Here is a 26,472-nt window from a genome sequence, read left to right on the forward strand (position 1 = left end):
TCAACACTTAATTTTAAACTTTCTTTTTAGAAGATTTAAAACCGAAGTTTTACTTAACTCTGTGAGCAGCTCTTGCCTCGCTATGCGTTGGCGTTCCCCGTCTCAGTGGGGTCGCATTATAGGGAGATCCGAAAACAGATCAACCCTTTTTTTAGATCTTTTTACTGTTCGAACAAAAATAGAGCAAAACAGCATAAAACTAGCTAAATCACTGGCTAAGATGATGCTTTTTTATACTGATTTTTATTATTTAATATAAATTTCATTGCTATGTTCGTTTAAGACGTTAAGATAGCAAGTTCACAATGTTAAATTAATGTTTATTTCCTGTTTATTGGTAGATCTAAAATGAAATTACCCGATCAAAAATCTTTTATCTTCTCTGTTATTCTTGCTGTAGTTGGTTTTGTTATTGTTGAGTTTGCTTTAGGCAGCTTAGCTTTAAGCCCAGCATTGCTATTTGGTGCTGGTTTATTAATTGGTGGGATTGCTATTGCTGCAATATCATCGGAAGGTGGTGAAGAAGCTGAAGTTAAAACAAAAACACTTTATGTTGGTAATCTTCCTTATCGTGCAAATGAAGGTGTTGTTCGCGCTTTGTTTGAAGAACAAGGTAAAGTTTTCAACGTGCGCCTATTAAAGGATAAAAATACTGGCAAACGTCGTGGCTTTGGTTTTGTTGAAATGGCACAGGCAGATGCAGACAATGCAATTGCTAAGTTAAACGATAGTGAGTTTCAACAGCGTACTTTAAAAGTACGTGAGGCAAAACAAAAACAAGAAGATGATTCTAGCTCTTTACGCACTGAGACGGATCAATCAGTGTAACGTGCTTTATAGCTAGCTTATTACTCAAAACATCAGCCGTTGCATAATATTGCAGCGGCTTTTTTTTGTCTGTAAATTTATTTCCAAAGTTATGCTGCTCTAGTAGGTAGTTTACTCTGCTAGCAATGGCCGCGCCTGAATCGAGTAATTGCACTGCGTTATTAAAGTACGCTTGTATAGCATCGCTAAGAATTGGGAAATGTGTGCAACCTAGTACAAGTACATCTATATCTGAGTTAATGCGCAAACGCGTAAGCTCTTTATGCAGTTTGAGTGTATCTAGCTGCTGAGTGAAAAATAACTGCTCTGCCAATGCCACCAGCTCAACACTGCTATATAAACTCACTGTTACGTTGCTGGCATGCTCTTTTATTAATGTATGAGTATAGGGGCTTGCAACTGTGGCGGGGGTTGCCAATAAGCCGATGTGCTTTGTGCGAGTTACTTCAGCAGCAGGCTTTATTGCGGGCACTACGCCGACAATAGGTATTGATGTAATTTTGCGTACTTCACTCAAGGCTGATGTAGAGGCTGTATTGCAGGCTATAACAATAAGGTCGACATTAAGCGCGTTTTGCTCAATAAAATAAATGAGTGAGCATAAACGCCCTATAATAGTTTGCTGGGTTTGCGCGCCATAAGGGAGTAACGCATTATCCATAAAGTAACTGTACTGTGCATCTGGAATACGCTTTTGAATATGTTCAAGCACGGTGGTGCCACCTATACCTGAATCAAATACCATTATGTGGGCTGACAAACTTTGGTTCCTACTGTTTATTAAGAACGGCAGTTTGCCATGAGGTATTTATAAAAGAAAGTAGTTTAGCTTTGCTCAGACTTTAGCGCGTCGAGTGCATCGCCCGCTGAATTTAATTGGTTTAGGTTTTCAAACATTGCCTGTGTGTAATCAACTAGCTGATCGACCGCTGCTTGATCTTGGTTTAGCCACTCTATAATACCGGCAAGCTGATCTTGTAAGCCTAGTTGCGATGCTTTATCAAATGCATTTTTTAGATCGTCATTAAAAGGTGCGATCGCATCGGCTACCTCTTTTGTTGGGTTTGGCTGATATTGCTCATAACTTTTAACGGTAGCGACTGTTTTTGTTTGGCGAAGATCCATTGAAAATGCAACGAGTTGCTCACTGCCTAAGCTCAGCTCTTGTGCTTTTTCAAATGCTTCATCCAAATCACCACTAAAGAATGTTTTACTTACACCTTGTAGTTCTTCCATCATGGCATTAATAGCATCTTGCTCTTGTTCGTTTAAATCACCATTAACTGACATTGAAAAAGACAGCTCTCGAGATTGCGACGATGAGCTGGCAAACGATTCGCTGTTATTGCTTTGTTGATACCCGCTCGCTGTTTGAGACTCATATGCATCAGCAAAGCTAATACTGACCTCATCACCTTCGGCCGTTGTAAACTTATACTCGGCATTGCTGCTCATACTTACATATTGTGCTTGGCTTACGCTAACACTGGCCGCTTGTGGGTTAAATAGGGTTTGCTCAAACTCATCAAGCCCCTCAAAAATGCCTTCTTTTGACTTGTCGATGCCCTCTTGCATTTCTTCGTTAAATACACCGGTGCCTTTTAACTCGTCAACCGCTTCGTCTATACCGGTTTGAACACCTGTGCGCGCATCATCTAACATATTTTTTAATTTATCGTCATCGGCACCACTGGCTTTGGCTTTATTAACTGCGCCAGATACGAAGTCGAGTACATTTTTTACTATTTCATCAAAATCGAATAAAGGTTTATCGGCTTGTTTTTGCTCAACAGGTAAACCTAGTTGCTCTGCCATTTTGTCGCCAAGCACTTTTGCAGCAAGTTCTCTGCCTCGCTGTAATGAACTTTCTTGCGGAGATTGGATTGTTGGCTGCTGTAGCGCCTCTTTATTATTGAATTTGTTTACGTTGTTGTTTGGCGTATAGCCATAATTACCGATTTTCATGATCCACCTCCGTTACGTACTTAGCTTATTATCGGCTAATAGTGACAAAACTAAAGTGCATGTTTAAAAAAACAGCAACTTTATTATCAGCAAAACTAGACAAATACTGCTCGCTCCCTACAATAGCGCCGATAAATAGATCTCATAGATAAGGTAGTAGCATTAATGGCAGTGATTAAAATAGATACCACACAGTACGATACGCAGCTAAATGAAAAAGAGCAGCGTATTACGTCGCAATTTAAGCGATTTGGTGTGCAAGCGTTAGAGGTGTTTAGCTCAGAGCCAATTAACTACCGCCAACGTGCTGAATTTAGAGTATGGCACGATGGGGATGATCTATTTCATATTATGTTTGATCAGGCCACGAAAGAAAAAATTCGCGTCGACACCTTTGACCCTGCCGCGCCATTAGTTGGTGAAGTTATGCAGGTGATGATTGATAATTTAAAGTCGTGTGAAGTATTACGTCGTAAGCTGTTTCAAATCGATTATTTATCGTCATTAAGTGGCGAGATTTTAGTAAGCTTGCTTTATCACAAACCACTGGATGATCAGTGGCTAACTGAAATAAAAGCCCTGAAAGAAAAACTGAGCAGCAAATACAACATTGACTTTATTGGTCGTGCGCGCAAACAAAAAGAAGTACTAGGCAATGATTTTGTTACTGAGCGTTTAACCGTAAACGGCCAGGAGCTTATTTATCAACAAGTAGAAAATAGCTTTACGCAACCTAATGCTAAAGTGAATATAAAAATGCTGGAGTGGGCACAAGACTTATGTAAACCACTGAGTAATGACCTGCTGGAACTTTACTGTGGTAATGGTAATTTCTCTATTGCATTGGCGGGTTCGTTTAATCGCGTATTGGCTACTGAAATATCTAAGTCTTCTGTGCATTCGGCGCAATACAACATTGCTAAAAATAAGGTAGATAACTTAGATATAATTCGTATGTCGAGTGAAGAGTTTACCCAGGCAATGAATGGCGAACGTACCTTTTCGCGTTTAGAGGGGATAGATTTAAAAAGTTACGATTGCCAAACTATTTTAGTCGACCCTCCACGCGCAGGTATGGATACCCTTACCTGTGACTTAGTGGCCAACTACGAGAACATTATTTATATATCGTGCAACCCAGAAACGCTTGAGCGCGATTTAGATCACTTAACCCGTACTCACAATGTTAAGCGCTTTGCGATATTTGATCAGTTCCCTTATACGCATCACATAGAATCGGGTGTTTTCTTACAAAGAAAATAGTGAGTTAATATTATAATGCCAGCACCTTTATAAGTGCTGGTATTTGATTTTCACTAAACACCTCAATTTGATGCTCCATCAGCAACTTAGCAGTCATGCCCATGCCCTGTACTTTTACCCCACTATGGCTACCATCGTAAATTGTATTTCTACCACACGAAGGGCTCGACTCTTTAAGTAAAGCAAAACGAATTGCATGCTCATTACATAAGTCTAGGGCTTTAGCTGCACCTGATTTAAATTCTTTAGTTACATCCTCATAAGTGCTCGTTACTACTCTCCCTTGTTTTATCTCTGCTGATGCTCTAGGTGTTGGCAATCCACCAGCCACCTCAGGACAAAACATAACTAACCTATTTTCTTTACGCCATACATTAATTTGCGGGTGCAATAATGCTTGGCTTTTACCATCGTATCGAACAGGTAAGCCAAATAAACAACTCGATATTAATATTTTTTCCATTGCTATATCCCTATAAACAAAAAAGCTCCTTACGGAGCTTTTTTTGTTTTAGCAAACCTTACTTGTTCGCTAAATAGTTAATTAATTTACTAATATCTTCTGGCGCGGTAATACCAGACTCACGGCCTAGATTTAATTTGTATTTACCATTTACGATAAAGGTTGGTACGCCACGTAGCGCGCCTTTTTCTTTAAAGTAATTTTGGTCACGCTTCATTTTAGAGCTTAATGTACGTACCGAGAAGCTTTTGTATAGTTTATCAAACTTATCGCCATCAACACCTTGCGCTACAAACACATCTTTTACATCTGCAAGCTCGTTAAATTTAGCGCGCTTAGTGTGAATGTGATTAAAAATAGCCGCAACAATTTTATCTTTTTGTGGAAGTACTTCCGCAGTGGCCAGCGCTTGGCTCATCATTTGTTGGTTTTCTGGATCGCGAACACCGACAAAATCAACGTGACTCTTTTTAAATTTAACGTCTTTGTCTAGCTTTGGCTTAAACTCACCAATTAACGCTTCCATGTTATTACAAGCAGGACAATAAAATGAGAAAAACTCTTTTACTTCTGGCTTTTTAGTCGCGCGCTCAGCAACTACATCGTAATGTACGCCTTCTTCATAAGTGGCGGCTACACTGCTCGCAGCCATAGGCAATAGTAATGCAAGTAAACCTGCTTTAACTAATTTGATCATTGTTATTGTTCTCCGAGATTAAAGTGTTAGTAAAAAAGCAACTAACTCATTCAGTTCTTGCTGGTTATTAATGGTGTTAATGTTTATTTTATATTTATCGTTTACAATAAAGGTAGGCACACCAGTTAGCGCACCTAGTTTTGAATATTTGTTTTGCTTATCTTGCATTGCACGCTCAGCTGAAATAATTGGCATGCTGGCAATGTCTTGATCAAACGTTGCACTATCGATACCGTTAACTTCAAGCAACTTTTTAACGTCTTTCATTTGCGTTAAAGGTGCGCGCTGTACATGAATACTTTTAAAAATTTGGTCGCTGATACTTTGTGCTTGACTGTGCTTTTTACCAATTAAGTAGGCGTAGCTTAAGTTGCTTTGTGCCTGTGGTGATACACCACCTAAAAAGTTAACGTGATTTTTTATAAATTCAGTGCCCTCAGGTAGGCTTTTTTCAATTGCCTTTGCAACAGGCTCAAATTTAAAACAATGCGGACAGTAAAACGAGAAAAATTCGGTTACTTGCGGCTCTGCGCTTTTTTCTACATCAATAACAGTATACTGGTTATCGGCTTCAAACTGTGCAGCAAGGGCTGCAAATGGTAAACATAAAAGTAGTAGGCTCAGTTTCAATTTTTTAAGCATTGGTATCTCGTGTACTTTTTAAATAAAATTTTATGGCAATAACTTCAGCGGAGCTTCTTGCAGTGCTGCAAACTGCTCTTTAAGCGCTAAAATTTGTTGCTCCCAGTATTTGTCTTCAGCAAACCATGAAAAGTTCCGTACGAACGCAGGATCACTCCATCGTTTAGCTACCCAACCCATATAGTGAATAATACGCATTGCACGAAGCGGTTCAATTAATTTGAGTTGAGTGTGGTCAAAATCACAAAACTCTTCATACGCATTTACAAGGGTGTCTAACTGTAACAGCTGTGTTTGACGATCGCCACTGAGCATCATCCATAAATCTTGAATGGCCGGCCCCTGACGAGCGTCATCTAAATCAACAAACATAAGTGCTTCGCCTGCCCACAAAATATTACCTGCGTGGCAATCACCATGTAAGCGGATCCCTTGCACATTTTTATACTGTGCTTGCGCTTGTTCAATAACCAAGTCCAATATGGTGTAAAAAGCCGTGCTGATCCCCATAGGTACCAAATTACTTTTTTGCAGATGAACTTTAGCTGTATGCAAATATTCTTCGCAACTAAAGGTAGGTCTGTGCTCAAATGCTTTACTTTTAGCCACCTGATGCATACGGCCAATTAAACGACCCATTACATCAAGTTGATCCAGGTTATCAACTTCAAACTGCCGCCCGCCTACACTTGGAAATAACACAAATACATAACCTTGGTGCTCAAATAAGCTTTCTCCGTTGCGCTTAATGGGTGCAACAACGGGTACTTCGGCCTCAGCTAATTCAAATGCAAAGTCGTGCTCTTCTTGTATTTGCGCTTTGCTCCAGCGCTCTGGTCGGTAAAACTTAACAACGTAGCGCAGGCCATCTTCCGCCTTAAATTGATAGACTCTGTTTTCGTAGCTATTAAGTGCTAATAAACCTGACTCTGCATATATACCAACGCTTTCTATTGCATCGAGAATTAAGTCGGGCGTTAAATCTTCAAAACTAAATTTACTCATGGGCTTCTTAATGTAAAAAGCGGGTTACCCCGCTTTTGTTAATGTGTTTATCGCGCTTTAAAAAAGTTACTCGGTTGCGATATGCTTTCATCGGGGTCATTAACCGGTGAAAGTACAAAGTTAAACTCCGTCATTGGCGCTTTTAAATCATACGGGTCCATCACAAGTGACAGTGGCACATTATGCGATTGCCCTGCTTGCACTGTAAATGTTTGCTTGCCAATGTACTTAAAGTTTTCAAGGCCTTGAACATCAATATTAAAGGTTTGCTCGTACTGCGCCTTGTTGATTACTTTTAATGTATAGGTGTTTTCTACCAAGCCATTAAAGTCAACACGATACAGTTGGTTACGGTCTCGTATTATGTCAAAGTCCATAGGCTTTCTAAATGCAATGTTAGCCACCAGCGCACTGGTAAGCACCACCAGTATGACCGTGTAACCTATGATTTTAGCTCGCAGTGGATTGGTTTTATTTTCAGGTGTTTCGAGATTACGCTCTGTAGTATAAGAAATAAGACCCCGCGGGTAATCCATTTTATCCATTACACCATCGCAGGCATCAATACATGCACCACAGTTTATACACTCGGCTTGCAAACCATTACGAATATCTATCCCTGTAGGACACACCTGTACACACAAGTTACAGTCTATACAATCGCCCACTTCTAAATCTTCGTGGGCAATTTTACGCGAACGTGGGCCTCGGCTTTCGCCGCGTTTTTCATCGTACGTTACGGTGTAAGTGTCTTTATCAAACATAGCTGATTGAAAACGTGAATAGGGGCAAATGTGTAAACACATAATTTCACGCATCCACCCTGCGTTAGCGTAAGTACACGCTGCAAAGAAAATAATACTTACCAGCGCGTAACCACCTACATTAAAGGTAACAAAGTCAGGGAGTAATTCACGGATAGGCGTAAAGTATCCGACAAACGAAATCGCCGTATATAAGGCAAATAAAACCCAACTGGTGTGCTTTGCTGTTTTTCGCCAAAACTTATCAAAATCCATCGGGCGTTGATCTAGCTTTTTACGCTGATTCGCTGTGCCTTCAAACTTTTCTTCAAACCAAATAAATATAAAGGTCCATACAGTTTGCGGACAGGTATAGCCACACCATACTCGGCCATAAAAGGTAGTAACCAAAAAGAGTGCAAACGCGGCCAACATAAATATAAAGGCTAATATAGTGAAATCTTGCGGCCACAGCGTTAGCCCAAAAATATTGTACTTTTGGCCAACTAAATCAAATAACACAGCTTGCTGGCCATTAAAATTTATCCAAGGCAAAAGCATAAAGGCAAGCATGCCTAAAAAGCCTATACGCTGTCTAAGTAACTGATGAAGCCCTTTTACTGCGCGAACATAAATTCGGTTACGTGGGTTAAACCTGTCGTCTTGACGGCTTAAATCCGGTTGTTGGATTTTAACCTCTGCAGGTATATTCTTTACTTTAATTTGCTTGTCCATCGAAGTTCCTCAACGCCGCTTGGAAATAAAAACGTAGCAATATGTGCGTATTCTATACTGTAACTGTAGTTCGTTAATGGTAAGTGTGATTAGTTTAAATAATCAGCTGTTTGAATACTTTCAGATATTTCAGAAATATCTAACTGCTGTTGGCTATTATAACAATACTGGCTAAAATTACAGGTATAGATTGCTAATAATTTATTCATCTCAGTTACTTGCTTTTAAAATGCAGTTTATTACACTGCTTGCTAAATTTACCCCATTAAGATCAAGGTTTACGCATTCATGAAAAAGTTTATTATATTGGTCATTCTGATCCTTGCGTTTTTTACTATTGATCACCCATTAGTTAAAGAGCCCCGCGAAAAGCTATTAGGTGAAGGTGTGGGTTTTTTAAGTGATGCGAGCAAAATAAACCGTAGCCCAGCAGCCAATATGGCTAAAAACCGTATTAGCAGTACGTTAAAGCTCTCTGAGTCTGAGCACGAATATATTGAAAAAACCTTTACCACTGATGATTCAGTGCAGTTATTTCATTTACGTTATTGCCGCGAGCGCGACCTAAATTTATATTTTTACGAAGAGCGTTTAAATACAGTGTGTAAAATTGTATCGGATGCATTAGAACAAAAGAGAGCTAAGTAGTGGATTTTTCGCAGTTAAACAAAAAAGCGAGTGACTCTTTTCATAAACAGCGCACAATACTTAAAAAGCTATCGCAAGGAAAAACCTTGCATTGTGAGCAGTGCGGCGAGGTGTTAACACTCGATTTAGCCACCAGCGAGCCGGGTAAAGGCGTTGTTAAGTGTAAAAAAGGCTGCACTGATATTATTTTAGAACTTGGCGCTTAATTATCCTAAGCGCCGTTTAATACACCTAAAGGCTACTCTTCCCACCCTTCATCTGTAATCAGCCCACTGTTTATGGCTACCACTTCAATAAGCTCGGCAAAACCTAATGCAAAGTCGCCCATTGATTCGTACTGATACTGATATAAAGCTTCGAGTGTCATGCTATTTTGCTGCGCAATTTGCACTCTTGCTTGCTCATCAACAGCAAAAAAGCTAAGCGTACTTAGCGCACTCTCTAGTGCTTCTTTGTACTCAGGCTCTAAAGCGGGAGCTGTTAATAGAGGTTGTGCGTATTCTTGAGTAGCACGTAAAAAACCTTCACTCCACGCTTGGGTATAGTCTAGGTCAAAATTGGCGGGTAACTTGTAACCGGTTTCAAATACTTGCTCACTAATTTGATGGTATAACGCCATAAATAAAAACAGTATTTCTTCGTCTAAATCGTTAGCCGTATTAGGCACAATATGCGCTAACCACTGGTGAACTTCTAATGGGCTTGGCGAACAAATAACCCCAAATAGATAGCCTTGGCTTTGTGTTAAGGACATAGCCTGAGGTTGAGTACTTAAAAATGCACTTAATTGCTGTGCGTGTTGCTCGTTAAACTGTGGTAATTGCATTAAATCTCTTTTATTACATTAAAAATTTAGTGGGTAGCGGCCCTGTGCATCGGGGCGGCCTAAAAACTTAACCGCGTCGTGTACATCTTTTGGTAAGCTGGCATCAGGTTTAACATAGCCTGCTACTTTAAAGTCAAAGTTAGCTTTAAGTGTTGCGTCGGCTTCAAGCCCTAACGTGTTATCTGGGTCGACCAAAATAGCTATATCGCCCGACTTACAGCTTAACATGCCACTCAGTGGCCCTATATTAAACCAGCCATTAAAGCCTTTAACATCTATATTTGGGCTGGCAATCTCGCCTTTTAATGACTCACAATAAGGCACACCTGAGGTGTACTCGTTAAGCTCTAAAATGACTCGACCTTTAGCCGTAGCTGGTATAGGTAGTGCAATACGTTGCATGGCACGCTCTACGGTCGAGCGAATTATACCATCGGTAACTTTAACCACATTATTAAATAATCCGTAATTCACATCAGCATAGCCCGAAATATCGCTACGCTCACGCGGATTACCAAATTTTAAGTTAGCATTTAAATTACCCGTAAATAACTGCCAGCCAGCAATATCCCAGCGTACATTATTTAGCTGCTCGTCTTGATAGCGAACTTGCATCATTTGACCTTGCCATACACTCCCTACGGTTTGCCCTATTTCAAGCTGCTTTGGTAAGTACGGCTTAGCTAGGTCTAACGCAATGGCCGCTGGTAATTTCATTATGCAAAACACAATAAAACTAATAAAAAATACCACTGATAATATTATTATTTTTTTCATTAATTACTTCTCTAGTACTAAGCGGCTTACACGTACAAACCCTGATTTATCATCTTTGCTTAAATCAAGGTTCTCTACTCTTAAGCCATGCTGATTAACCAGTTCGTCTAACCATTCTATTAATTGATTAAACTCTACCGAATCAAGCGTTAAACGTAACGAGTTATCGTTAGGCTGCATTTTACTAATAGTAATACGATAGCGACTACGCGTTGAATTAACCACTTGGCTAATATTTTGATTGCTAATTGCCTGCGTATTACCCGCCGCTTTTAACTTTACTATGCTTTCATCAACCCATACGAGCAGCTCTTGCTGAGTGACGTACGACTTTTTGGCTTTATCTATGGCGTTATTTAAAGGTCTAAAAATTCCCATTACTAAAACAAAAACAACAAATATACCACCAGCAACCATAATCAATTGCTGCTCTTGCTCTTTTAAAGAGCGCCAGTATTGTATTATTTGCTTTTTCATACTGCACCTCGCAGTTTAATTTCGCCTACTACAAAATCGCCATCGTTATTTAACGACCCTTGTTCAACCGTTAACCCTTGTTGCTCAAGTATACTTTTTACTTTACCAAACGTTTGAAAGTCTTTTGCGCGTGCGCGTATTCGCAGCTCATTACGGCGTTTATCGTAACGTAGGGTTTCTGGCGTAAATTCGCTTACTTGCGAAAACACGCCAACCAATTGGCTGGTCAAATCTAAAAACCCGGCTTCACTTTCGCCATTAATGGTTTTAAGCGCGCCCCTGATTTGGCTTTTAATTAAGTTAGGACGTACTTTAGTTCCGGGGAATGCTTTTTGGTATCTATCCACTACTTGGGCTTTAGCAAGCTCAACACGCGAGTTAAGCTGGTTTAGTTCAACCAGCTTTATTGCAATGGTAGCAAATAAAGCAACACCGGTAATAATGGCTGCGCCTTTCCAATAACCCCACCACAGTGCACTTTTCTTTTTAAGCTGGTACATACCTTGGCGTAAATTGAATTTAACGCTGGTAAGTTGTTTAGCAAATAAAGCCAATGGTAAATCGTAGTCGCTTGCTTGCGAAATTAGGTTAATACATTCAGGAAACTGATTAGCCGGGCTATAGTGCTTTACGCTCGGCTCGCCAAGTGCACTTAAGTAATCCCTTAGCCAGCTATTTTCAACGGCACTAATATGCCAATCGCCTCTTTTAAATAACCACTGATTATTAAGCTCTATGGCGGTTAATGTATCATCGCCGGCTGTAGGCAGTAGCAGGGCATCAGGTAAAATGGTGTATACCGCCAAGTTATGCTCTGAAAATAAAGCAAGCCAAGCCTCAAACCACTCGCGGTCAGTTAAGGCAACTTTAATTGCATGCTGCTCATTAATCATAGTGGGCTCGCCAATTGCGACAAATAGCTCGTCTATATCGCACGCAATATCTTCTTCAAGCATGTATGGCAATGCTTGCTCTAACTTGCGATTCCACTTAGTCGGCAACGCCACTGTTTTAAGCTGCACCTGATCGCTAGGCAGTAATACCACTACCTCGCGGGTTTGCGCTTTTTCACTTAGCTCACTTAAACGGCTTGCATCGGTTAATTCCCCACTGGCAATTATTTCTTGTTCTTGTGGTGAATAAATTAACCAATTTAATTTATCTTGCTCTGTTTGACCCGTGCGGATCAGCAGTATTTCTGTCACTGTACGCCTCCAAATTTTCGCGCCAGTATCGTTACTTCGCCATTTTTGGCATGAAGTAATGTGGTCATCGAAAAACGCAAATCGACAAATGTCGCCTGCGTTTGTAATTTAAAATATTCGCTGTTAATACTAAATAGTTCTTTAACCGAATCTAAATTTGTACCGCCTTGCTGCTGTACCTCGGAAAAAAATTCATCCACGCTATCAAATCCGGTTTCAGGGCGAGCCGCTATAACGGCCTCTGCGCCCGATAACGATAATTCGTCAATCATGGCACTTAAAATAAGTGCCTGTTCGGGAAGTAACGTATTGACGTTAATCGATAATAAGGGAGACCCCGGAATAACACACACAAAAGGTAATACCTTTTCCATTACGAGCGGATTAAAACCTTTTACCAAACGCAGCTCAGAAGGTGATGCAAATAAACTATTTGCGCTCATATAAGGGTAATCACGCGATAAATACTCGTCTTCTTCAGCGCCTGAACGATAGGTAATGCTGTTTTCATCAAGCCAGTCAAATACACTGTCTGCCATTGCTTCTTCGCTTTCCTCGGCAGGTAAATCTTCAATGTTTTCTAATAATGCAAATAGTGCTTTATGAGCAGGGTTGGTTTTGCTGGTAGAGTTTGGGTCTGGTGCTTCCCCTAATGCATTTAAATTTAAACACGCCTGTAAGTCAGTAATTTTACCGCTTAGAGTACCGTTATCTACAGGGTATTGGGTGTCGCCTTGCGTGGCCCAAACCTGATCTAACGAGGTTTTGTCAGGATCATCGTCTTTACTTAACTTTAGTGCCTTTATTGCCAGCTCTTCACCGCCGTAGGCATACCACTTTGCTTGTTGGTGACCTTGCAGGTTAGTGCTTTTTTGAACCTGCACCATTAAATTAGCACTCATTTCTACGGCTAATATCGCGGCCAGTGCAACAATAAAAAGCACAATAACTAATGCGGCACCGCGTGATTCGCGCTTATTCATTAATTACTCTCCCCGCTGTTTTTGCCCTGCCCGGGTACTAAAAAAACACGACGAATAGGCTCTGCCTCAATTTGTTGTAAAGTAACCGCAACCGCTTTAGGTAAGGCTTTTATTTGCCATTGCTCTTGCCACTCGTTGTTGGCATCTAAAAATTCAAATTTAAGTTCTTCAATACCTTTTAAAACAACTTGTACCCGCGGCTCCATATTATCAAGCTGATCTACATACACTCTGTATACACGCTCTAAATTGTCATCAAGCACTCTATACCCTACGGCTTGTAACTCAGAACGAGGCAGCAAGTTGATTGGGTTAACCCAGCCATCGCGTACAAATGCAATACCATCGTATTGGCTTTCTAATATATAACGCCCTGCTAGTAAGTATTGCTCTTGCGCATCACCGGCTTCATTACGTACAGTGCGCTGAGTCATTTGGCTAAAGTCTTGGTCCATTAACCTAAATGCGGTTTGTAGGCCGTTAAGCTCCGCTATTTTTTCATCAGACGCTTCTTTTGCTTTAGTGGTTGAGTCTAAAATTTGGTGAGTAGCCATAATCACCACCGCTAAAATAGCCATAGCAACTAATACTTCGATTAATGTAAATCCGCGCTGCTTCACTTATTAGCTGCCTTTATTTAAATAAGTTGAAAGCTCGTACACCGATTGCTCGTATTTTTCATCGCTAAAAACATTTATGGTCACTTTTACAAAGCTTTTGTCTGCAGTTTTTGCTATTTCTTGCTTCCAAAACCACTCAACGCCCGCCATTACTTCGCTGCCGCGCGCGCCATTTTTAGCCTGCCAGTCTTTACCTTTACTACGCTGCACCACCAACACATTTTCTGCCACCCACGATGCATACGTTTGCTCTTCAAGTGTTGTTAAATGATTTATATGCTCGCCGGTTGCTTGCATAGCTGCAATGCCAGCCATAGCACAAATACTTAACGCCACAAGCACTTCGAGTAAGGTAAAGCCTTTATTTAGCCTCATTATTATGGCTCTTTTCGCAAATTAACAGGGGCTGTAAATTCCCCTTCAATGTAATACACAGGCTCACTTTGCTCTTTTAATTCAACAATAAGCTGAAAGGCGCTGACCTCGCCAGATGATAAAATAAGGACTTGCGGTATTTTTAGTTTTTCAAGCTCTAATAAGCTATCGTCATCGCCGCCGCTCATTAGTTCACGCCAATTTGCTTGCTCAAGTAAGTTCTCTTGTGACCAGGCTAAATCTTCTAAATTGAGCGTGAGCTTTAACCGTTCATCCAGCTCAATGGGCTTGTAAAGGTCTTCGCGGTCAAAGGTAATCCACTTTTCGCCATCAAATACTAAAAACTCAAGGGTGTTTTCCTCAACCATTAAGCCAAGTTCTATTTGATTTAAAATAGCAAATTCAGAGGCCATGTTAATGGTGGTATGCAGCCTAAGCACTTGTGTATCAAGCTCATCTTCGGCACCGCCTTCTAAGCTGTATACCACCATTTTGGTCGCAAATGCGATAATAGTAAGCACCACTAAAATTTCTATTAAGCTAAACCCACGGTGGTGGGCGCGCATACGATTAAGGCTTACTTGCATAGTAAGCCTCGTGCAATCGTATTTAACCATACTGCTTGGTTAAGTCGCATTTATTGCTCGTCTTCGTTCCAGTTGCCAATATCATCATCGGTACCGGCTTCGCCATCAGGTCCCATCGAAAAAATATCAAACTTGCCAATTTCACCTGGGCTAATTAGCTGGTACGGGTTGCCCCATGGATCTTCTGGTAATTCATTTACAAAACCACCATCAGGGAAACGCTTAGGAATTGGCTCAATGCTGGTTTTATTGACCAATGCTTCTAAGCCTTGCTCTGTGCTTGGGTAGCTTTTATTTTTAAGCTTGTATAAGCTCATTGCATCTTCAAGCTGTTGAATATCTAGATGTGCTTTATCGATAGCAGCTTCTTCTTGTTGGCCCATAATATTAGGCGCCACAATTGACATAATCATCCCGATAATAACCAATACCACCATTACTTCGAGTAAAGAAAAACCTGATTGTTTATTCACGTAAATACCTCATTTTCCAAAAACATAATTTAATTTGGCGTCATCTAAGTAAATAGTAACTTAGCTAACCCCTTAAAGCTTAAAGTCCTACCGCTTTATTCATTGCCATTATTGGCTGTAAAATAGCCATTACTATAAACAAAACAATCACCGCCATTGAGGCAATCATTGCTGGCTCTAATAATTTTAATGATACGTTTACCATGCTTTCAAACTCACGGTCTTGGTTATTAGCCGCGCGCTCTAACATTTGTTCTAGCTCACCTGATTTTTCACCGCTGGCGATCATGTGCAGCATCATCGGCGGAAACAATTTGGTTTGCTGTAAAGCCGCTCTTAGGCTTGCACCTTCACTGACTCTATCGGCAGCATCTGCCACTGATTTTTTCATTTTTTTATTCGCTAATACACCACCCGATATGCGCATGCCTTCAAGTAGTGGTACTGAGCTTGACGATAAAATACTGAGCGTACGTGCAAAACGCGCGGTATTAATACCCCGCGCTACTTTACCAAAACCAGGCATGTGCAGTACGCGGTCGTCCCACCAAAAGCGAATTTTAGGTTGTTTAAGTGCATGTTTAATGCCTACTGCCAGCGCAGTAATGACTAACAAACTTATAAACCAATAATTTTGTACAAAGTGGCTGCCTGCCATAACCCATTCGGTTGTCCAAGGCAGTACTTGCTTAGTTTTTTCGAAGGTTTTTAAAATTTTAGGCACTACGGTACCGAGTAAAACCGAAACAATACCAATAGCAAAAATAACCAAAATGGTAGGATAAACCATGGCTTGAGTAATTTGGCTGCGCATGTGTTGGCGCTGCTCGGTGTAATCGGCAAGGCGATTTAATACTTGGTCAAGGTGCCCTGATTTTTCACCTGCGGCTACCATTGCTCGGTATAAATCGTCAAATACATGTGGAAATTCACTCATGCCATCGGCCAGTGTATAACCCTCTACTACCTTTGAACGTACCGACATAAGCATACGTTTTAAGCGAGGCTTTTCACATTGCTCTGCCACCGCCATGACAGCCCCTTCAACTGGCAATGCCGATTGAATGAGCGTCGCAAGCTGGCGCGTAATAAGGGCTAAATCGGAGGTTGATACGCTGGGTTTAAAAAAACGACTTAATAGCGGCGTTTTTGCGCCACTAACTTGTTTTTCCCCTTCTGCTGCAGGGACAACTTCAAGCGGCGTAAGTTTTTTTTCGCGCAGCGCTTGGCGAATTTGCTTAGCTGTATCGGCTTCTAAAATGCCTTTTTGCTCTTTCCCTCGACCATCAAGGGCACGGTATTCAAACGCCGCCATGGTTAGGCTTCCTCACGGGTAACGCGTAGAATTTCTTCAAGGGTTGTTTTGCCTGCCAGTACGCGGCTACAGCCATCTTGGCGTATGCTTGGGCTTTTTTGGCGAATGTATTTTTCAACACTTTGCTCGCCTTTACCGCTGTGGATCATTTCGCGTATTTCTTCATCAACCACCAGTAATTCATGAATACCAGTACGGCCGCGGTAACCATTAAAGTTACACTCTTCACACCCTACTGCGCGGTAAATTGTAGGTGCGCTATCAAACGGTACACCTAGCAGCTCACACTCACGTTCATCAGCAGTGTGACCTTCTTTACAGCTATTACATAAAGTACGTACTAAGCGCTGCGACAGCACGCCTAACAATGATGATGACAGCAAGAATGGCTCTACACCCATGTCTTCCATACGGGTAATTGCGCCCGAGGCGGTGTTGGTATGTAGCGTAGACATAACTAAGTGACCTGTAAGCGATGCTTGCACGCCAATTTGCGCGGTTTCAAGGTCACGTATTTCACCGACCATTACCACATCGGGATCTTGACGTAATATTGCACGAAGCCCGCGGGCAAAGGTCATATCTACTTTGGTATTTACTTGCGTTTGGCCAATCCCCGGAATTTCGTACTCTATTGGGTCTTCTACCGTTAAAATATTACGATCGCGAGAGTTTATTTGGCTCATACCGGCGTACAAGGTGGTACTTTTACCAGAGCCCGTTGGGCCAGTAACCAAAATAATACCGTGTGGTTTACTAATTAAATCAGCAAACAACTCTCGGTTTTGCGGCGTCATGCCTAAATCTTCAAGATTTAAGCGAGCATTGTTTTTATCAAGTAAACGCAGTACTACACGCTCACCAAAGCTTGATGGCATGGTAGATACACGCACATCTACTGCACGCCCTGCAATACGAAGGCTAATACGACCATCTTGCGGAATACGTTTTTCTGCTATATCTAGTTTCGCCATTACCTTAATACGCGAGACGAGTAACGAAGCAAGCTTACGATTAGGTTTAAGCACTTCTTTTAATACGCCATCAACCCTAAAGCGAATCACAAGCTCTTGCTCAAAGGTTTCGATATGTATATCGGATGCACCTTCTTTAATTGCTTCGCTTAACATGGCGTTGATTAGTTTGATGATAGGCGCATCATCATCGCCGGCTAATAAATCTTCGGTTTGAGGGAGCTCATCGGCAAGGGAGAATAAATCGACCTCATTACCAATATCTTCCATCATTTGTTGTGTTTCAGAGCTGTCGCGCTGATACGCAGCCTCTAATAGTAACTCAAATTTATCGTCAGCTAATTGCTCGAGGGTAAAGCCTTCACCTGCAATGCGACGCACTTCTAGCAATACTTCAACATCTAGCTCGCCGCGGTAATACACAACTTGCTGTTCATTATTTTTACTAAGCAGTACACCCGCTCTGCGCGCATACGAAAAAGGTAAACGCTTTGGAGGCAACTCAACTAAATCGTTACTTGTAAGTAACTCCTCAGAGCGTGTTTCATCACTACGATGAACCACGTCTTCGTTTATTTGTTCTATTGCGCTAGTCATCTTCACGCTCTGCACGTTCTCTAGAGCTCAATGCCTTTAAGTGCTCTTCATAAGTTGGTGGCAGAATAAGCTCATCATCCCAAGATGGAAGTAAAGGAACATCTGAATTTGGCATAAGCTCTATGCCATCTTCTTTCTCTTTCATTTGCTCGCCACGGATAAAGTTATACTTATTAAAGCTTAACTTATTCATATTAACGCCATCGCGAATAATAGTTGGGCGAATAAATACAATAAGATTACGCTTACGTTTGGTCGTATTTGTTGACTTAAATAAGTGACCTAAAATTGGAATATCACCTAAAATTGGTACCTTAGATACACTTTCTTGCACGTCTTCATCAATTAGGCCGCCTAACACAACCATACCGCCATCATCAGCCATAACGGTTGTGGTAATGGCGCGCTTATTAACAGAAATATCAACAGCGGTTGCACCACTTACACTCGATACTTCTTGTTCAATTAATAATTGTACTGCTGAGCCATCGTTAATTTGTGGGGTTACTTTTAGTTTTACACCCACTTCTTGGCGTTCAATGGTTTGAAATGGATTATCGTTATTACTGCCTGTTTGCGAACCAGTAATAATGGGCACTTCTTGACCCACTATCATCGACGCTTCTTCGTTATCCATGGTGGTAATAGAAGGTGTAGCCAGTATGTTTGAGTTAGTGTCAGTTGAAACGGCCTGAATAATTGCACCCCAGTCGTTTTTAACTAAACCAAACGCTAAGCCATTAACACCACTTAGTAGCGAGGCAAGTGCCGAATAATCACCCTCAGTTGTTTCATCGTAGCTGGTTACGTTACCTGATTCTGTGCCTATTATTGTTTGTGTGGTTGTGGTGTCTTGCGCTTGAATACCTGCAACCGCTAATGAGCCTACAGGCACAGTTGAGCCATTATTAAACTGCAACATACCGCCATCTTCCGAAATCCATTGCGTACCTAAGTTAACGCCATCCGATTCCATTACTTCAACAATAATCGCTTCTACAAGTACTTGCGCACGGCGAATATCGAGTCTATCAATCACGGTCTCTAATGAGCGCATGGTATCGGGCTGTGCTGTAATAACTAATGAGTTTGAGTCAGGGTGGGCTTCAATACTGGCATCGTTTTTATTGTTTGTGCGAGTTTTACTTGTGCCTTGGCCATCTTCTGCAAGCGTTTTACTTACGCCTTGCAGTACTTTTACTAAATCCTCTGCTTTGGCGTAGTTTAAGTAAAATACTTTGGTATTACCTTGGCTTTCAAGTTCGCCATCTAGGCGCTTAATTAGTTCTATAGCACGGGTACGGGCTTGCCCTTCACCGCTTACTATTACGCTATTGGTACGGCCATCGGCAACCACCTTAGGGATTAAAAACTCAGGAACGCTGCCTTTACCGCTGTCTTTGTAAATATTTTCAACAACCGATACTACATCGTCTGCCGTTGCATATTTAAGCTTAACAATATCTACACGCTTATCACCGGCTTGATCCACCGAGCGAATAATTTCTACTAAGCGATTAACCGACGCTGCATGACCAGTAAGCATCATGACATTGGCAGCATTAAAGTTTGCTACATGGCCACCGTCTTTTTGGTCGCTAAATTGACGTACTAATGGGCCAAGCTCTTGAACACTTACATTTTTAACGCGTACCACACGGGTGATCATCATATCGCCCGATGCAGCGCTGTTTTCTGTAATTAGCGGCACATTTGATTTTTTAGCGTCAGAGCTTTTTTCAATCTTGATAATACCGTTGTCCATTTCTACTGCTGAGTAGCCATACACTTCGAGTACATTTAAGAAAAATTGGTAGTACAGCGCTTCATCCATTAACTCATAACTGCGTACGTTTACTTTACCGCGCACATTTGGGTCAATGATCACTGTTTTATTAAGGTTTTTACCAACAATGTTTATAAACTCGTTGATATCTGTGCCTTTAAAGTTTGCAGCATATTCAACAGCTGAAACCGACAACGAAATACTGGCTGCTAAAAAAAGCGCTGCGTACTTAGCTAACCCTTTTTTAATTTTTTTGAGGTGTAGCACCTGAACCATTATGTTAAAACTCCAAAGCTAAGTTATTGCAGGCTAAATTGCACATCGATTTGCTCACCATCACGTTCTATCGTAATTGTGGCATCGCTGGTATTACGCAGCTCATTAATAGCTGCCATTGCCTGTTGTAAATCTGTTAATTGGTAGCCGTTAATAGCCACGGCTAAATCATTATTCTGTAGGCCCATTTGTTTAAACAGAGCAGGCTCTTTACCTGGGCTCAAGCGATAGCCGATTAACTCGCCATCGCTCATTGCTTGTGAAACACGAATATAATCAAATAACTTACCAGGCTCACTTAGTAGCTCTTCTCGTGTTTCTATTATTGCTTCTTTTACATCTGGGTCAGCGGTTGCGTTAATTTGCAACTCGCTTTGTTCTATTTTTTGCGGCCCCATGTCTTGTGCTTCGCGAGCGGCAAGGACAGGCATAGACACTTTTTTACTAAAGTCGAGACCATCTAGCATTAGCGTTTCAAATCGGCCGTTTACACTTAAAATAACGCGATCGGGAAGTATTTGCGCAACCTCTGCACGGGTCCCTTGTACAACCTCTTCAACTAAGTAACTAACTTGTCGCCCCTGTGACTCAATAATAGCAATACCTGCCTTGTCGTCGTTACTTACAGCAACAATACCAGTTAGATTAATACTTAAGCGTGTTTCTGGCGCATTATTAATTACTTCGTTTTGCTGCGCAGTATTGGTTTTATTTGTTACAGTTTTTTTACCAAATAAAAATTGCTCTATAATATTTTGTACTGAGGTAGTACTAGAAGCCTTCGATGCGGCTGAATAGTGAGATGGAGTAAGCGGTGTAGAGACCGGTTGTGGCCATACCAGCCATACTAATTTTGAAAGTAAATAAGCAAGATAAACAACGACTAACAGCGTAACTACTGCGCTTAATTTAGCATGGGGTAGCCGTGTTAAAAATTGTTTAAGCTGTTGAATTTGCTGTTCCATAATAATGTTCTTATTTTAATTTACTGCATAAGCGCGTACCCATAGTACCCTTTCATTTTTCATTCAACAAGCACACTAATATTAAACTTTGTAAACAGATTAATATAACAATGTAATGTTGACTAAAAAACCAGCACGCGCCGTAATACCTTCATCCTACGATGATTTCATGATAAATTTTACGATATATAAATAGTCGATTGAAGAAGCCTAATGAGTAAAAAAAATAATACTAATGCCGACTCAGACCACAACAGTGAGCCAAAAGTTCGATTAGATAAATGGTTATGGGCTGCGCGCTTTTATAAAACCCGTGCGCTTGCACGCGAAATGGTGCAAGGCGGCAAAGTACATTATAATGGGCAACGTACTAAAGCGAGTAAAATTGTGGAGGTTGGCGCAACCATAAAACTTGCCCAAGGCGTTGATGAAAAGCTTATCAAGGTACTTAAAGTGCTTGAAAAACGCCAAAGCGCCCCCATTGCACAGACCTTGTATCAAGAAACTGATGCAAGTATTGCAAAACGCGAAGAAAACGCCATCGCACGCAAAAATAACAGCTTCTTTGCTCCACATCCGGATAAAAAGCCCGATAAAAAGCAACGACGCGAACTTTTAAAAATGAAATCAAGTTAGGTATAGCCGCTCATGCAACAAGATTTACTGCACCGTTATTTATTCGACAAACTCGATGTTCGTGGCGAACTCGTTCAAATTGAGCACGCCTACAACGAGATGATAGCTAATCACAATTACCCTGAGCCAGTTAAAGCATTATTAGGTGAATTACTCGTTGCAACGTGTTTATTAACTGCCACTTTAAAGTTTGAGGGTGAAATAGCCGTTCAGCTACAAGGCGATGGCCCTGTTAAATACGCTGTTATTAACGGCGACGATAAACAAAATATGCGTGGTATTGCGCGCATGCAAAGCGAGGTTAGCGGCACAACGGTAAAAGAGCTTGTAGGTAAAGGTTATATGGTTATTACCATTACTCCAACCAAAGGCGAACGTTATCAAGGCATAGTGCCTCTTGAGCACGATACATTAAGTAAATGTATTGAAAGCTACTTTGAGCAATCAGAACAGCTAAAAACACGCCTTTGGTTTGCAACCGACACAACAGAAGGGAAAGCCAAAGCCTGTGGGTTGTTTTTACAAGTACTGCCTGTTGATAAGCAAAAATCAATTAATGACTTTACTCACTTAGAAGCCTTAAGCGATACAATTAAACGCGAAGAGCTATTAGAGCTTGATGCCAATACCGTATTAACGCGCTTATATCACGAAGATAACCCGCGCGTATTTGACCCGCAAGCTATTACATTTAAATGTGGCTGTAGTAGAGAGAAAACCATTACTGCTTTAGTTAATGTAGGCCAACAAGCATTACTTGATGATGTTGCTGAAAATGGCGCTGTTAACATTAGCTGCCATTATTGCCTAAAAGAATATGTTTTTTACGAGCAAGATATTAAAAATATTTTTAATTAACCTCCCACCTCATAATCAAATATAAAGCCGCAAAATATGCGGTTTTATATTATAAAATGATGATACCGGTGTCATGAATTTTGTTAATTTACTGACACCGGTATCATTGAAATTATTCATGTTTTTTAGCAAATATATGTGTTTTTAGGGCCTTTACAGGCTCGAATATCTCAAATCCTTCTGTTACTATAATTTCAGCTTAAGGGAACTAAGAACCCAGAGCTATCCCGTTCAAACTCTCACACATAGTTAGGTATAAACATGACTACAAGCGCAACACGTTTTGTCGATTTAACCGCAGCTGAACTTGTCGAGCATGCGATTCGTCGTGGCGAAGGGACACTAGCCGCAAATGGAGCCTTTGTTGCAATTACAGGCAAGCGCACTGGTCGCTCTCCTAAAGATCGCTTCATTGTAAAAGAAGCAACAACGCAAGATGATATCCAATGGGGCAATGTAAACCGCCCATTCGATGCTGACAAATTTGACGCTTTATGGGCTCGCGTAGAAGCACATGTGCAAAGTAATGACCACTTCACCTCTCACCTAGAAGTTGGCGCAGACCCTGAGCACTATCTACCTGTAGTTGTTACTACAGAAACAGCGTGGCACCATATTTTTGCTAAAAACATGTTTATTGAGCCTAAAAACTATAATGCATCTGATTTACCCCAATGGCAGGTAATGAATGTACCTTCGTTTGTTTGTGACCCACAGCGTGATGGCACCAACAGCGACGGCACTGTTATTATTAACTTTGCTCAACGCAAAGTGTTACTTGCTGGTATGCGTTATGCCGGTGAAATGAAAAAATCGATGTTCTCCGTTCAAAACTTTCTTCTTCCAGCAAAAGGTGTATTACCAATGCACTGCTCTGCTAATGTAGGAGAAGCGGGTGATACAGCACTATTCTTTGGTTTATCGGGTACTGGTAAAACAACTTTATCGGCCGACCCAACACGCTTTTTAATTGGTGACGACGAACACGGTTGGGCACCAGGAAGCGTATTTAATATCGAAGGTGGCTGTTACGCAAAATGTATCGATCTCTCACAAAAAAATGAGCCAGTAATTTGGAATGCTATTCGCTTTGGTACAATTTTAGAAAACGTTGTACTTGATGAAACACGCACACCTGACTTTAACGATACAAGCTTAACGCAAAATAGCCGTGCTGCTTACCCGCTAGAGCACGTAGAAAAGCGCAAAGTTGAAAACCGTGCTGGCGAGCCAAAAGCTGTTGTATTTTTAACCTGTGATGTGAGCGGTGTTTTACCGCCGGTTTCTGTACTTAGCGAAGAAGCCGCAGCTTTTCACTTTTTAAGTGGTTACACGGCTAAAGTAGGCTCTACAGAGATTGGCTCAACTAGCGATATAGAATCTACATTCTCAACGTGTTTTGGCGCCCCTTTCTTCCCTCGTCCTGCAGGTGTTTACGCTGAGCTGCTTATGAAGCGTGTACGCGAATTTGGCGCAAAGGTTTACCTTGTTAATACAGGGTGGACAGGCGGCCCATACGGTACCGGTGAGCGTTTTGATATTCCAACTACCCGCGCTGTAATAGATGCAATCGTATCTGGTAGATTAGCCAATGTAGAGACTCAGCATATCGATGTATTAAATCTAGACGTACCAGTGGAAGTCCCTGGTGTGGATAGCAAGCTACTTAACCCAATTAATACATGGGAAGATAAAGCAAAATATAATGAATATGCAGCAAAACTTGCCGCTGACTTCACTGAAAACTTCGCTAAATACGATGTATCAGATGATATTAAAAATGCAGGCCCAAAAGCATAATTAATTACCAAGCCTGATTTAAACGCCAGCCTATAAAGCTGGCGTTTTTGTTTGCTAAGCTAACTTTATTGCTGCGACATTTTGTCGCAGCTCTTTTCTATTAAACAAAGATACAATGCGCCTTCCCTATACCGCATATTTTTAATGGTCACTCTTTTATGCGTTTTAATGGTTCATGGCGAAAAATAGCAAGACGTGTACATTTATACCTAGGATTATCTATTGGAGGTGTACTCGCACTCATTGCTCTAACAGGTTCTATACTCGTTTATTACCCCGAACTAGATGAAAATATAAGTAATTTAAGTACAGAAACAGCGAGGCCTATAAATTGGGATACCGCATATCAAACACTAAAAACTCACTACCCAGATAAACAAGGCTCGTGGCGTTTAGAAAGCACTAAAAATAAACATTATATTCCCGCAAGATATTACAACCCAAACGAAACAGTGGATCACGCTTTCGCACCACTTATGGTTTGGCTAAGCCCTGATGGCAGGCTTATATTACGTGAGGATGTATGGGGTAACTACTTTGTTACCTGGATTTATAACGTACACTTCTCGTTACTTGCAGGTAGCGCTGGTACAATCGTTATAGGCTATATAGGAATAGGTAGCCTTATACTCCTCATATCTGGCCTATGCGCTTGGTGGCCTAAAAAAGGGCAATTGGCTAAGTCATTAAAGTTTAAAGCGCGCAGCTCTTTACTGGGCTTGTTATATGACTGGCACAAGTTGCTTGGTTTAATTTTTGCTCTGCCTTTAATCCTATTAACAGCAACCGGTATAATGCTGGCAATACCAAAGCAAACCGATCCTTTAATAACATCCCTGCTTGGAAATATAGATAAACCTAACAGCGCAATAATAAAACACCAGCGCAGTATTTCTTTATCAGCAGCACTTAGTACAGCACAAGAGGCCATGCCAAATACACGGCTAGCATGGGTAGAAACCCCGTCAAATCACAATGCGGTATATCGGTTTAGGTTCAAAACCAAAAGCGATCCCTCTTATCGCTTTCCTCACAGTTATGTGCAAGTAAATGCAAGCACAGGAGAGCTCATAAGTGTTTTTAATATAGATAAGATGAGCATTGCCAGTAAATTTAAAAACTGGTTGCATCCACTTCACAATGGCAGCATTGGCGATCAGCCATTACGAATTCTATGGGTTTTATCAGGTGTAGCCAGCGCTTTGTTATTTGCCCTGGGCCTTTTTAGGTGGCTCATTAAAACGAAACGATTTAAGTACACTATAAGCTAATTACAAAGCTTATTTAATATATCAAACGAGCTTTTCACAACCTAAACCTGATTGTATAACTACGACCTAACTTACGACCTGCTTACGACCTGCTTACGACCTGCTTACGACCTGCTTACGCAGCGTAAATCAAAGCAAAGGCTATATAGATAGTCAAACCGCCTTATACCAAACTTGAGGTACTACGCATGAGAATAAGCTAAGCCCTATGAACTGTTTAAAATTAATTAATTACTTTAAGTTATATTGCGTGCTTTAATCGCGGGCTTCGTGAGCCTCAATTCACGCTACGGAGGTGGTGGAGACTGTGCGAATAATATCTGGAATGTATTTTTCACTTTTCTGCGGACGTAAAAAAGCCCGATTATTGCTAGTCGGGCTTTCTTGTATTTGGAGCCTGGCAATGTCGTAGTGCCTATAGCGATAGAGAGTCACATAGCAAATGCTACACTATCGTTGGCCGGGCTCGCCTTCGAGCTGTTCTACTTCTCTGGTGAGTTAGCCATGGGTCTGGCTATTTATTAAATCCCAGACAGCAAAAAACCCGTTACATTTCTGTAACGGGTTTCTCTTATTTGGAGCCTGGCAATGTCCTACTTTCACATAGCAAATGCTACACTATCATCGGCGCTGTTTCGTTTCACTACTGAGTTCGGCATGGGGTCAGGTGGGTCCAAAACGC

28 protein-coding genes, 1 rRNA gene and 1 pseudogene are annotated in these 26,472 nt (G+C 41.1%); 9 read left to right on the forward strand and 21 right to left on the reverse strand.

Annotated features, from left to right (window positions below):
- Positions 1 to 259 (forward strand): annotated as a pseudogene (locus tag PSH50_RS20760) (hypothetical protein); the annotation flags it as partial.
- Positions 260 to 348: 89 nt separating this feature from the next.
- Entirely contained in the window at positions 349 to 828 is a 480-nt protein-coding gene (locus PSH50_RS20765; protein ID WP_004588429.1) for a hypothetical protein, read from the forward strand.
- Here the strand turns inward: PSH50_RS20765 and murI are convergent.
- Both murI and PSH50_RS20775 read right to left on the reverse strand, forming a co-directional pair.
- Positions 791 to 1,588, reverse strand: coding sequence for a glutamate racemase (gene murI / locus PSH50_RS20770; RefSeq protein WP_121638082.1), 798 nt, complete (start codon positions 1,586 to 1,588; stop codon positions 791 to 793). The genes PSH50_RS20765 and murI overlap by 38 nt on opposite strands.
- 65 nt (positions 1,589 to 1,653) lie before the next feature.
- A complete protein-coding gene (locus tag PSH50_RS20775; protein WP_273588089.1) occupies positions 1,654 to 2,793 on the reverse strand; it encodes a DUF5610 domain-containing protein in 1,140 nt (379 codons plus the stop codon).
- A 165-nt stretch (positions 2,794 to 2,958) separates the two neighbouring features.
- Between PSH50_RS20775 and trmA the strand changes: the two genes are divergently transcribed.
- Entirely contained in the window at positions 2,959 to 4,056 is a 1,098-nt protein-coding gene (trmA, locus tag PSH50_RS20780) for a tRNA (uridine(54)-C5)-methyltransferase TrmA (RefSeq protein ID WP_054983929.1), read from the forward strand.
- Positions 4,057 to 4,066: 10 nt separating this feature from the next.
- Here the strand turns inward: trmA and PSH50_RS20785 are convergent, their stop codons facing one another.
- The 5 genes from PSH50_RS20785 to ccoG are packed head-to-tail and all read right to left on the reverse strand — an operon-like array spanning position 4,067 to position 8,341.
- The gene (locus tag PSH50_RS20785; protein WP_138542501.1) at positions 4,067 to 4,519 is read right to left on the reverse strand and encodes a DUF523 domain-containing protein; all 453 of its coding nucleotides are present in this window, start codon (positions 4,517 to 4,519) and stop codon (positions 4,067 to 4,069) included.
- Between the two features lie 58 nt (positions 4,520 to 4,577).
- Positions 4,578 to 5,216 (reverse strand): thiol:disulfide interchange protein DsbA/DsbL, encoded by a 639-nt coding sequence (locus tag PSH50_RS20790; protein WP_004588433.1) that lies wholly within the window; start codon positions 5,214 to 5,216, stop codon positions 4,578 to 4,580.
- A gap of 18 nt (positions 5,217 to 5,234) precedes the next feature.
- Positions 5,235 to 5,858, reverse strand: coding sequence for a thiol:disulfide interchange protein DsbA/DsbL (locus PSH50_RS20795; RefSeq protein WP_273610061.1), 624 nt, complete (start codon positions 5,856 to 5,858; stop codon positions 5,235 to 5,237).
- 30 nt (positions 5,859 to 5,888) lie between these two features.
- On the reverse strand, positions 5,889 to 6,863 hold the full coding sequence (locus PSH50_RS20800) for a serine/threonine protein kinase (protein ID WP_273610062.1): 975 nt from the start codon (positions 6,861 to 6,863) through the stop codon (positions 5,889 to 5,891).
- Between the two features lie 47 nt (positions 6,864 to 6,910).
- Positions 6,911 to 8,341: a cytochrome c oxidase accessory protein CcoG gene (ccoG, locus tag PSH50_RS20805; protein WP_273610063.1), complete on the reverse strand. Its 1,431-nt coding sequence runs from the start codon at positions 8,339 to 8,341 to the stop codon at positions 6,911 to 6,913.
- 288 nt (positions 8,342 to 8,629) lie between these two features.
- Here ccoG and PSH50_RS20810 point away from each other — a divergent pair, with 288 nt between their 5' ends.
- Complete coding sequence (locus tag PSH50_RS20810) at positions 8,630 to 8,989, forward strand: hypothetical protein (protein ID WP_256846726.1); 360 nt, start codon at positions 8,630 to 8,632, stop codon at positions 8,987 to 8,989.
- On the forward strand, positions 8,989 to 9,195 hold the full coding sequence (locus tag PSH50_RS20815) for a hypothetical protein (RefSeq protein ID WP_004588438.1): 207 nt from the start codon (positions 8,989 to 8,991) through the stop codon (positions 9,193 to 9,195). Before PSH50_RS20810 ends, PSH50_RS20815 begins: the two co-directional genes overlap by 1 nt.
- A gap of 32 nt (positions 9,196 to 9,227) precedes the next feature.
- Here PSH50_RS20815 and PSH50_RS20820 read toward each other — a convergent pair whose 3' ends face one another.
- The 13 genes from PSH50_RS20820 to gspC form a co-directional block, all read right to left on the reverse strand.
- Positions 9,228 to 9,815, reverse strand: coding sequence for a UPF0149 family protein (locus tag PSH50_RS20820; RefSeq protein ID WP_273610064.1), 588 nt, complete (start codon positions 9,813 to 9,815; stop codon positions 9,228 to 9,230).
- A gap of 18 nt (positions 9,816 to 9,833) precedes the next feature.
- Positions 9,834 to 10,592, reverse strand: coding sequence for a type II secretion system protein N (locus PSH50_RS20825; RefSeq protein WP_064387295.1), 759 nt, complete (start codon positions 10,590 to 10,592; stop codon positions 9,834 to 9,836).
- A 3-nt stretch (positions 10,593 to 10,595) separates the two neighbouring features.
- A complete protein-coding gene (gene gspM / locus PSH50_RS20830) occupies positions 10,596 to 11,069 on the reverse strand; it encodes a type II secretion system protein GspM (protein ID WP_055020374.1) in 474 nt (157 codons plus the stop codon).
- A complete protein-coding gene (gene gspL / locus PSH50_RS20835; RefSeq protein WP_273610065.1) occupies positions 11,066 to 12,274 on the reverse strand; it encodes a type II secretion system protein GspL in 1,209 nt (402 codons plus the stop codon). Before gspL ends, gspM begins: the two co-directional genes overlap by 4 nt.
- Positions 12,271 to 13,257, reverse strand: a complete 987-nt coding sequence (gene gspK, locus PSH50_RS20840; RefSeq protein ID WP_024032552.1) for a type II secretion system minor pseudopilin GspK — start codon at positions 13,255 to 13,257, stop codon at positions 12,271 to 12,273. Before gspK ends, gspL begins: the two co-directional genes overlap by 4 nt.
- On the reverse strand, positions 13,257 to 13,877 hold the full coding sequence (gene gspJ / locus PSH50_RS20845) for a type II secretion system minor pseudopilin GspJ (protein ID WP_004588444.1): 621 nt from the start codon (positions 13,875 to 13,877) through the stop codon (positions 13,257 to 13,259). The genes gspK and gspJ overlap by 1 nt, the downstream gene beginning before the upstream one ends.
- Before the next feature lie 3 nt (positions 13,878 to 13,880).
- Positions 13,881 to 14,252 (reverse strand): type II secretion system minor pseudopilin GspI, encoded by a 372-nt coding sequence (gene gspI, locus PSH50_RS20850; protein ID WP_024032554.1) that lies wholly within the window; start codon positions 14,250 to 14,252, stop codon positions 13,881 to 13,883.
- A gap of 2 nt (positions 14,253 to 14,254) precedes the next feature.
- Complete coding sequence (locus PSH50_RS20855; protein WP_273610066.1) at positions 14,255 to 14,839, reverse strand: Tfp pilus assembly protein FimT/FimU; 585 nt, start codon at positions 14,837 to 14,839, stop codon at positions 14,255 to 14,257.
- Between the two features lie 50 nt (positions 14,840 to 14,889).
- Positions 14,890 to 15,312 (reverse strand): type II secretion system major pseudopilin GspG, encoded by a 423-nt coding sequence (gspG, locus tag PSH50_RS20860; protein ID WP_004588447.1) that lies wholly within the window; start codon positions 15,310 to 15,312, stop codon positions 14,890 to 14,892.
- A 79-nt stretch (positions 15,313 to 15,391) separates the two neighbouring features.
- Positions 15,392 to 16,627 (reverse strand): type II secretion system inner membrane protein GspF, encoded by a 1,236-nt coding sequence (gene gspF, locus PSH50_RS20865; RefSeq protein WP_004588448.1) that lies wholly within the window; start codon positions 16,625 to 16,627, stop codon positions 15,392 to 15,394.
- 2 nt (positions 16,628 to 16,629) lie between these two features.
- Positions 16,630 to 18,198 carry a type II secretion system ATPase GspE gene (gene gspE, locus PSH50_RS20870; RefSeq protein WP_055255771.1) on the reverse strand — a complete coding sequence of 523 codons (1,569 nt, stop codon included), beginning with the start codon at positions 18,196 to 18,198 and terminating at the stop codon, positions 16,630 to 16,632.
- A complete protein-coding gene (gspD, locus tag PSH50_RS20875) occupies positions 18,191 to 20,260 on the reverse strand; it encodes a type II secretion system secretin GspD (protein WP_273610067.1) in 2,070 nt (689 codons plus the stop codon). The genes gspE and gspD overlap by 8 nt, the downstream gene beginning before the upstream one ends.
- Positions 20,261 to 20,283: 23 nt before the next feature.
- Positions 20,284 to 21,225: a type II secretion system protein GspC gene (gene gspC, locus PSH50_RS20880; RefSeq protein ID WP_054983940.1), complete on the reverse strand. Its 942-nt coding sequence runs from the start codon at positions 21,223 to 21,225 to the stop codon at positions 20,284 to 20,286.
- Between the two features lie 213 nt (positions 21,226 to 21,438).
- On the opposite strand from gspC, the gene hslR reads away from it, so the two are divergent.
- The 4 genes from hslR to PSH50_RS20900 all read left to right on the forward strand — a co-directional run bounded on the left by hslR (position 21,439) and on the right by PSH50_RS20900 (position 25,790).
- A complete protein-coding gene (gene hslR, locus PSH50_RS20885; RefSeq protein WP_024032559.1) occupies positions 21,439 to 21,861 on the forward strand; it encodes a ribosome-associated heat shock protein Hsp15 in 423 nt (140 codons plus the stop codon).
- A 12-nt stretch (positions 21,862 to 21,873) separates the two neighbouring features.
- Positions 21,874 to 22,719: an Hsp33 family molecular chaperone HslO gene (hslO, locus tag PSH50_RS20890; RefSeq protein ID WP_273588078.1), complete on the forward strand. Its 846-nt coding sequence runs from the start codon at positions 21,874 to 21,876 to the stop codon at positions 22,717 to 22,719.
- 261 nt (positions 22,720 to 22,980) lie between these two features.
- On the forward strand, positions 22,981 to 24,519 hold the full coding sequence (locus tag PSH50_RS20895; protein WP_273588077.1) for a phosphoenolpyruvate carboxykinase: 1,539 nt from the start codon (positions 22,981 to 22,983) through the stop codon (positions 24,517 to 24,519).
- A gap of 158 nt (positions 24,520 to 24,677) precedes the next feature.
- Positions 24,678 to 25,790 (forward strand): PepSY domain-containing protein, encoded by a 1,113-nt coding sequence (locus PSH50_RS20900; protein ID WP_273588076.1) that lies wholly within the window; start codon positions 24,678 to 24,680, stop codon positions 25,788 to 25,790.
- Positions 25,791 to 26,370: 580 nt separating this feature from the next.
- Here PSH50_RS20900 and rrf read toward each other — a convergent pair.
- Positions 26,371 to 26,472 (reverse strand): 5S ribosomal RNA (rrf, locus tag PSH50_RS20905); the annotation flags it as partial.

It is taken from the genome of Pseudoalteromonas sp. Angola-7, from assembly GCF_028599255.1.
In the GTDB taxonomy this organism is placed as follows: Bacteria; Pseudomonadota; Gammaproteobacteria; order Enterobacterales; family Alteromonadaceae; genus Pseudoalteromonas; species Pseudoalteromonas atlantica.

Coding starts and splice junctions, on each gene's coding strand:
- PSH50_RS20820 (WP_273610064.1), bottom strand. CDS start 9,815: ATGCAATTACCACAGTTTAACGAGCAACACGCACAGCAATTAAGTGCA.
- PSH50_RS20790 (WP_004588433.1), bottom strand. CDS start 5,216: ATGATCAAATTAGTTAAAGCAGGTTTACTTGCATTACTATTGCCTATG.
- ccoG (WP_273610063.1), bottom strand. CDS start 8,341: ATGGACAAGCAAATTAAAGTAAAGAATATACCTGCAGAGGTTAAAATC.
- PSH50_RS20795 (WP_273610061.1), bottom strand. CDS start 5,858: ATGCTTAAAAAATTGAAACTGAGCCTACTACTTTTATGTTTACCATTT.
- gspF (WP_004588448.1), bottom strand. CDS start 16,627: ATGGCGGCGTTTGAATACCGTGCCCTTGATGGTCGAGGGAAAGAGCAA.
- PSH50_RS20855 (WP_273610066.1), bottom strand. CDS start 14,839: ATGCAAGTAAGCCTTAATCGTATGCGCGCCCACCACCGTGGGTTTAGC.
- gspM (WP_055020374.1), bottom strand. CDS start 11,069: ATGAAAAAGCAAATAATACAATACTGGCGCTCTTTAAAAGAGCAAGAG.
- PSH50_RS20800 (WP_273610062.1), bottom strand. CDS start 6,863: ATGAGTAAATTTAGTTTTGAAGATTTAACGCCCGACTTAATTCTCGAT.
- gspI (WP_024032554.1), bottom strand. CDS start 14,252: ATGAGGCTAAATAAAGGCTTTACCTTACTCGAAGTGCTTGTGGCGTTA.
- PSH50_RS20895 (WP_273588077.1), top strand. CDS start 22,981: ATGACTACAAGCGCAACACGTTTTGTCGATTTAACCGCAGCTGAACTT.
- PSH50_RS20775 (WP_273588089.1), bottom strand. CDS start 2,793: ATGAAAATCGGTAATTATGGCTATACGCCAAACAACAACGTAAACAAA.
- gspD (WP_273610067.1), bottom strand. CDS start 20,260: ATGGTTCAGGTGCTACACCTCAAAAAAATTAAAAAAGGGTTAGCTAAG.
- gspK (WP_024032552.1), bottom strand. CDS start 13,257: ATGAATAAGCGCGAATCACGCGGTGCCGCATTAGTTATTGTGCTTTTT.
- PSH50_RS20900 (WP_273588076.1), top strand. CDS start 24,678: ATGCGTTTTAATGGTTCATGGCGAAAAATAGCAAGACGTGTACATTTA.
- gspE (WP_055255771.1), bottom strand. CDS start 18,198: ATGACTAGCGCAATAGAACAAATAAACGAAGACGTGGTTCATCGTAGT.
- trmA (WP_054983929.1), top strand. CDS start 2,959: ATGGCAGTGATTAAAATAGATACCACACAGTACGATACGCAGCTAAAT.
- gspC (WP_054983940.1), bottom strand. CDS start 21,225: ATGGAACAGCAAATTCAACAGCTTAAACAATTTTTAACACGGCTACCC.
- hslO (WP_273588078.1), top strand. CDS start 21,874: ATGCAACAAGATTTACTGCACCGTTATTTATTCGACAAACTCGATGTT.
- hslR (WP_024032559.1), top strand. CDS start 21,439: ATGAGTAAAAAAAATAATACTAATGCCGACTCAGACCACAACAGTGAG.
- PSH50_RS20765 (WP_004588429.1), top strand. CDS start 349: ATGAAATTACCCGATCAAAAATCTTTTATCTTCTCTGTTATTCTTGCT.
- PSH50_RS20785 (WP_138542501.1), bottom strand. CDS start 4,519: ATGGAAAAAATATTAATATCGAGTTGTTTATTTGGCTTACCTGTTCGA.
- PSH50_RS20810 (WP_256846726.1), top strand. CDS start 8,630: ATGAAAAAGTTTATTATATTGGTCATTCTGATCCTTGCGTTTTTTACT.
- PSH50_RS20825 (WP_064387295.1), bottom strand. CDS start 10,592: ATGAAAAAAATAATAATATTATCAGTGGTATTTTTTATTAGTTTTATT.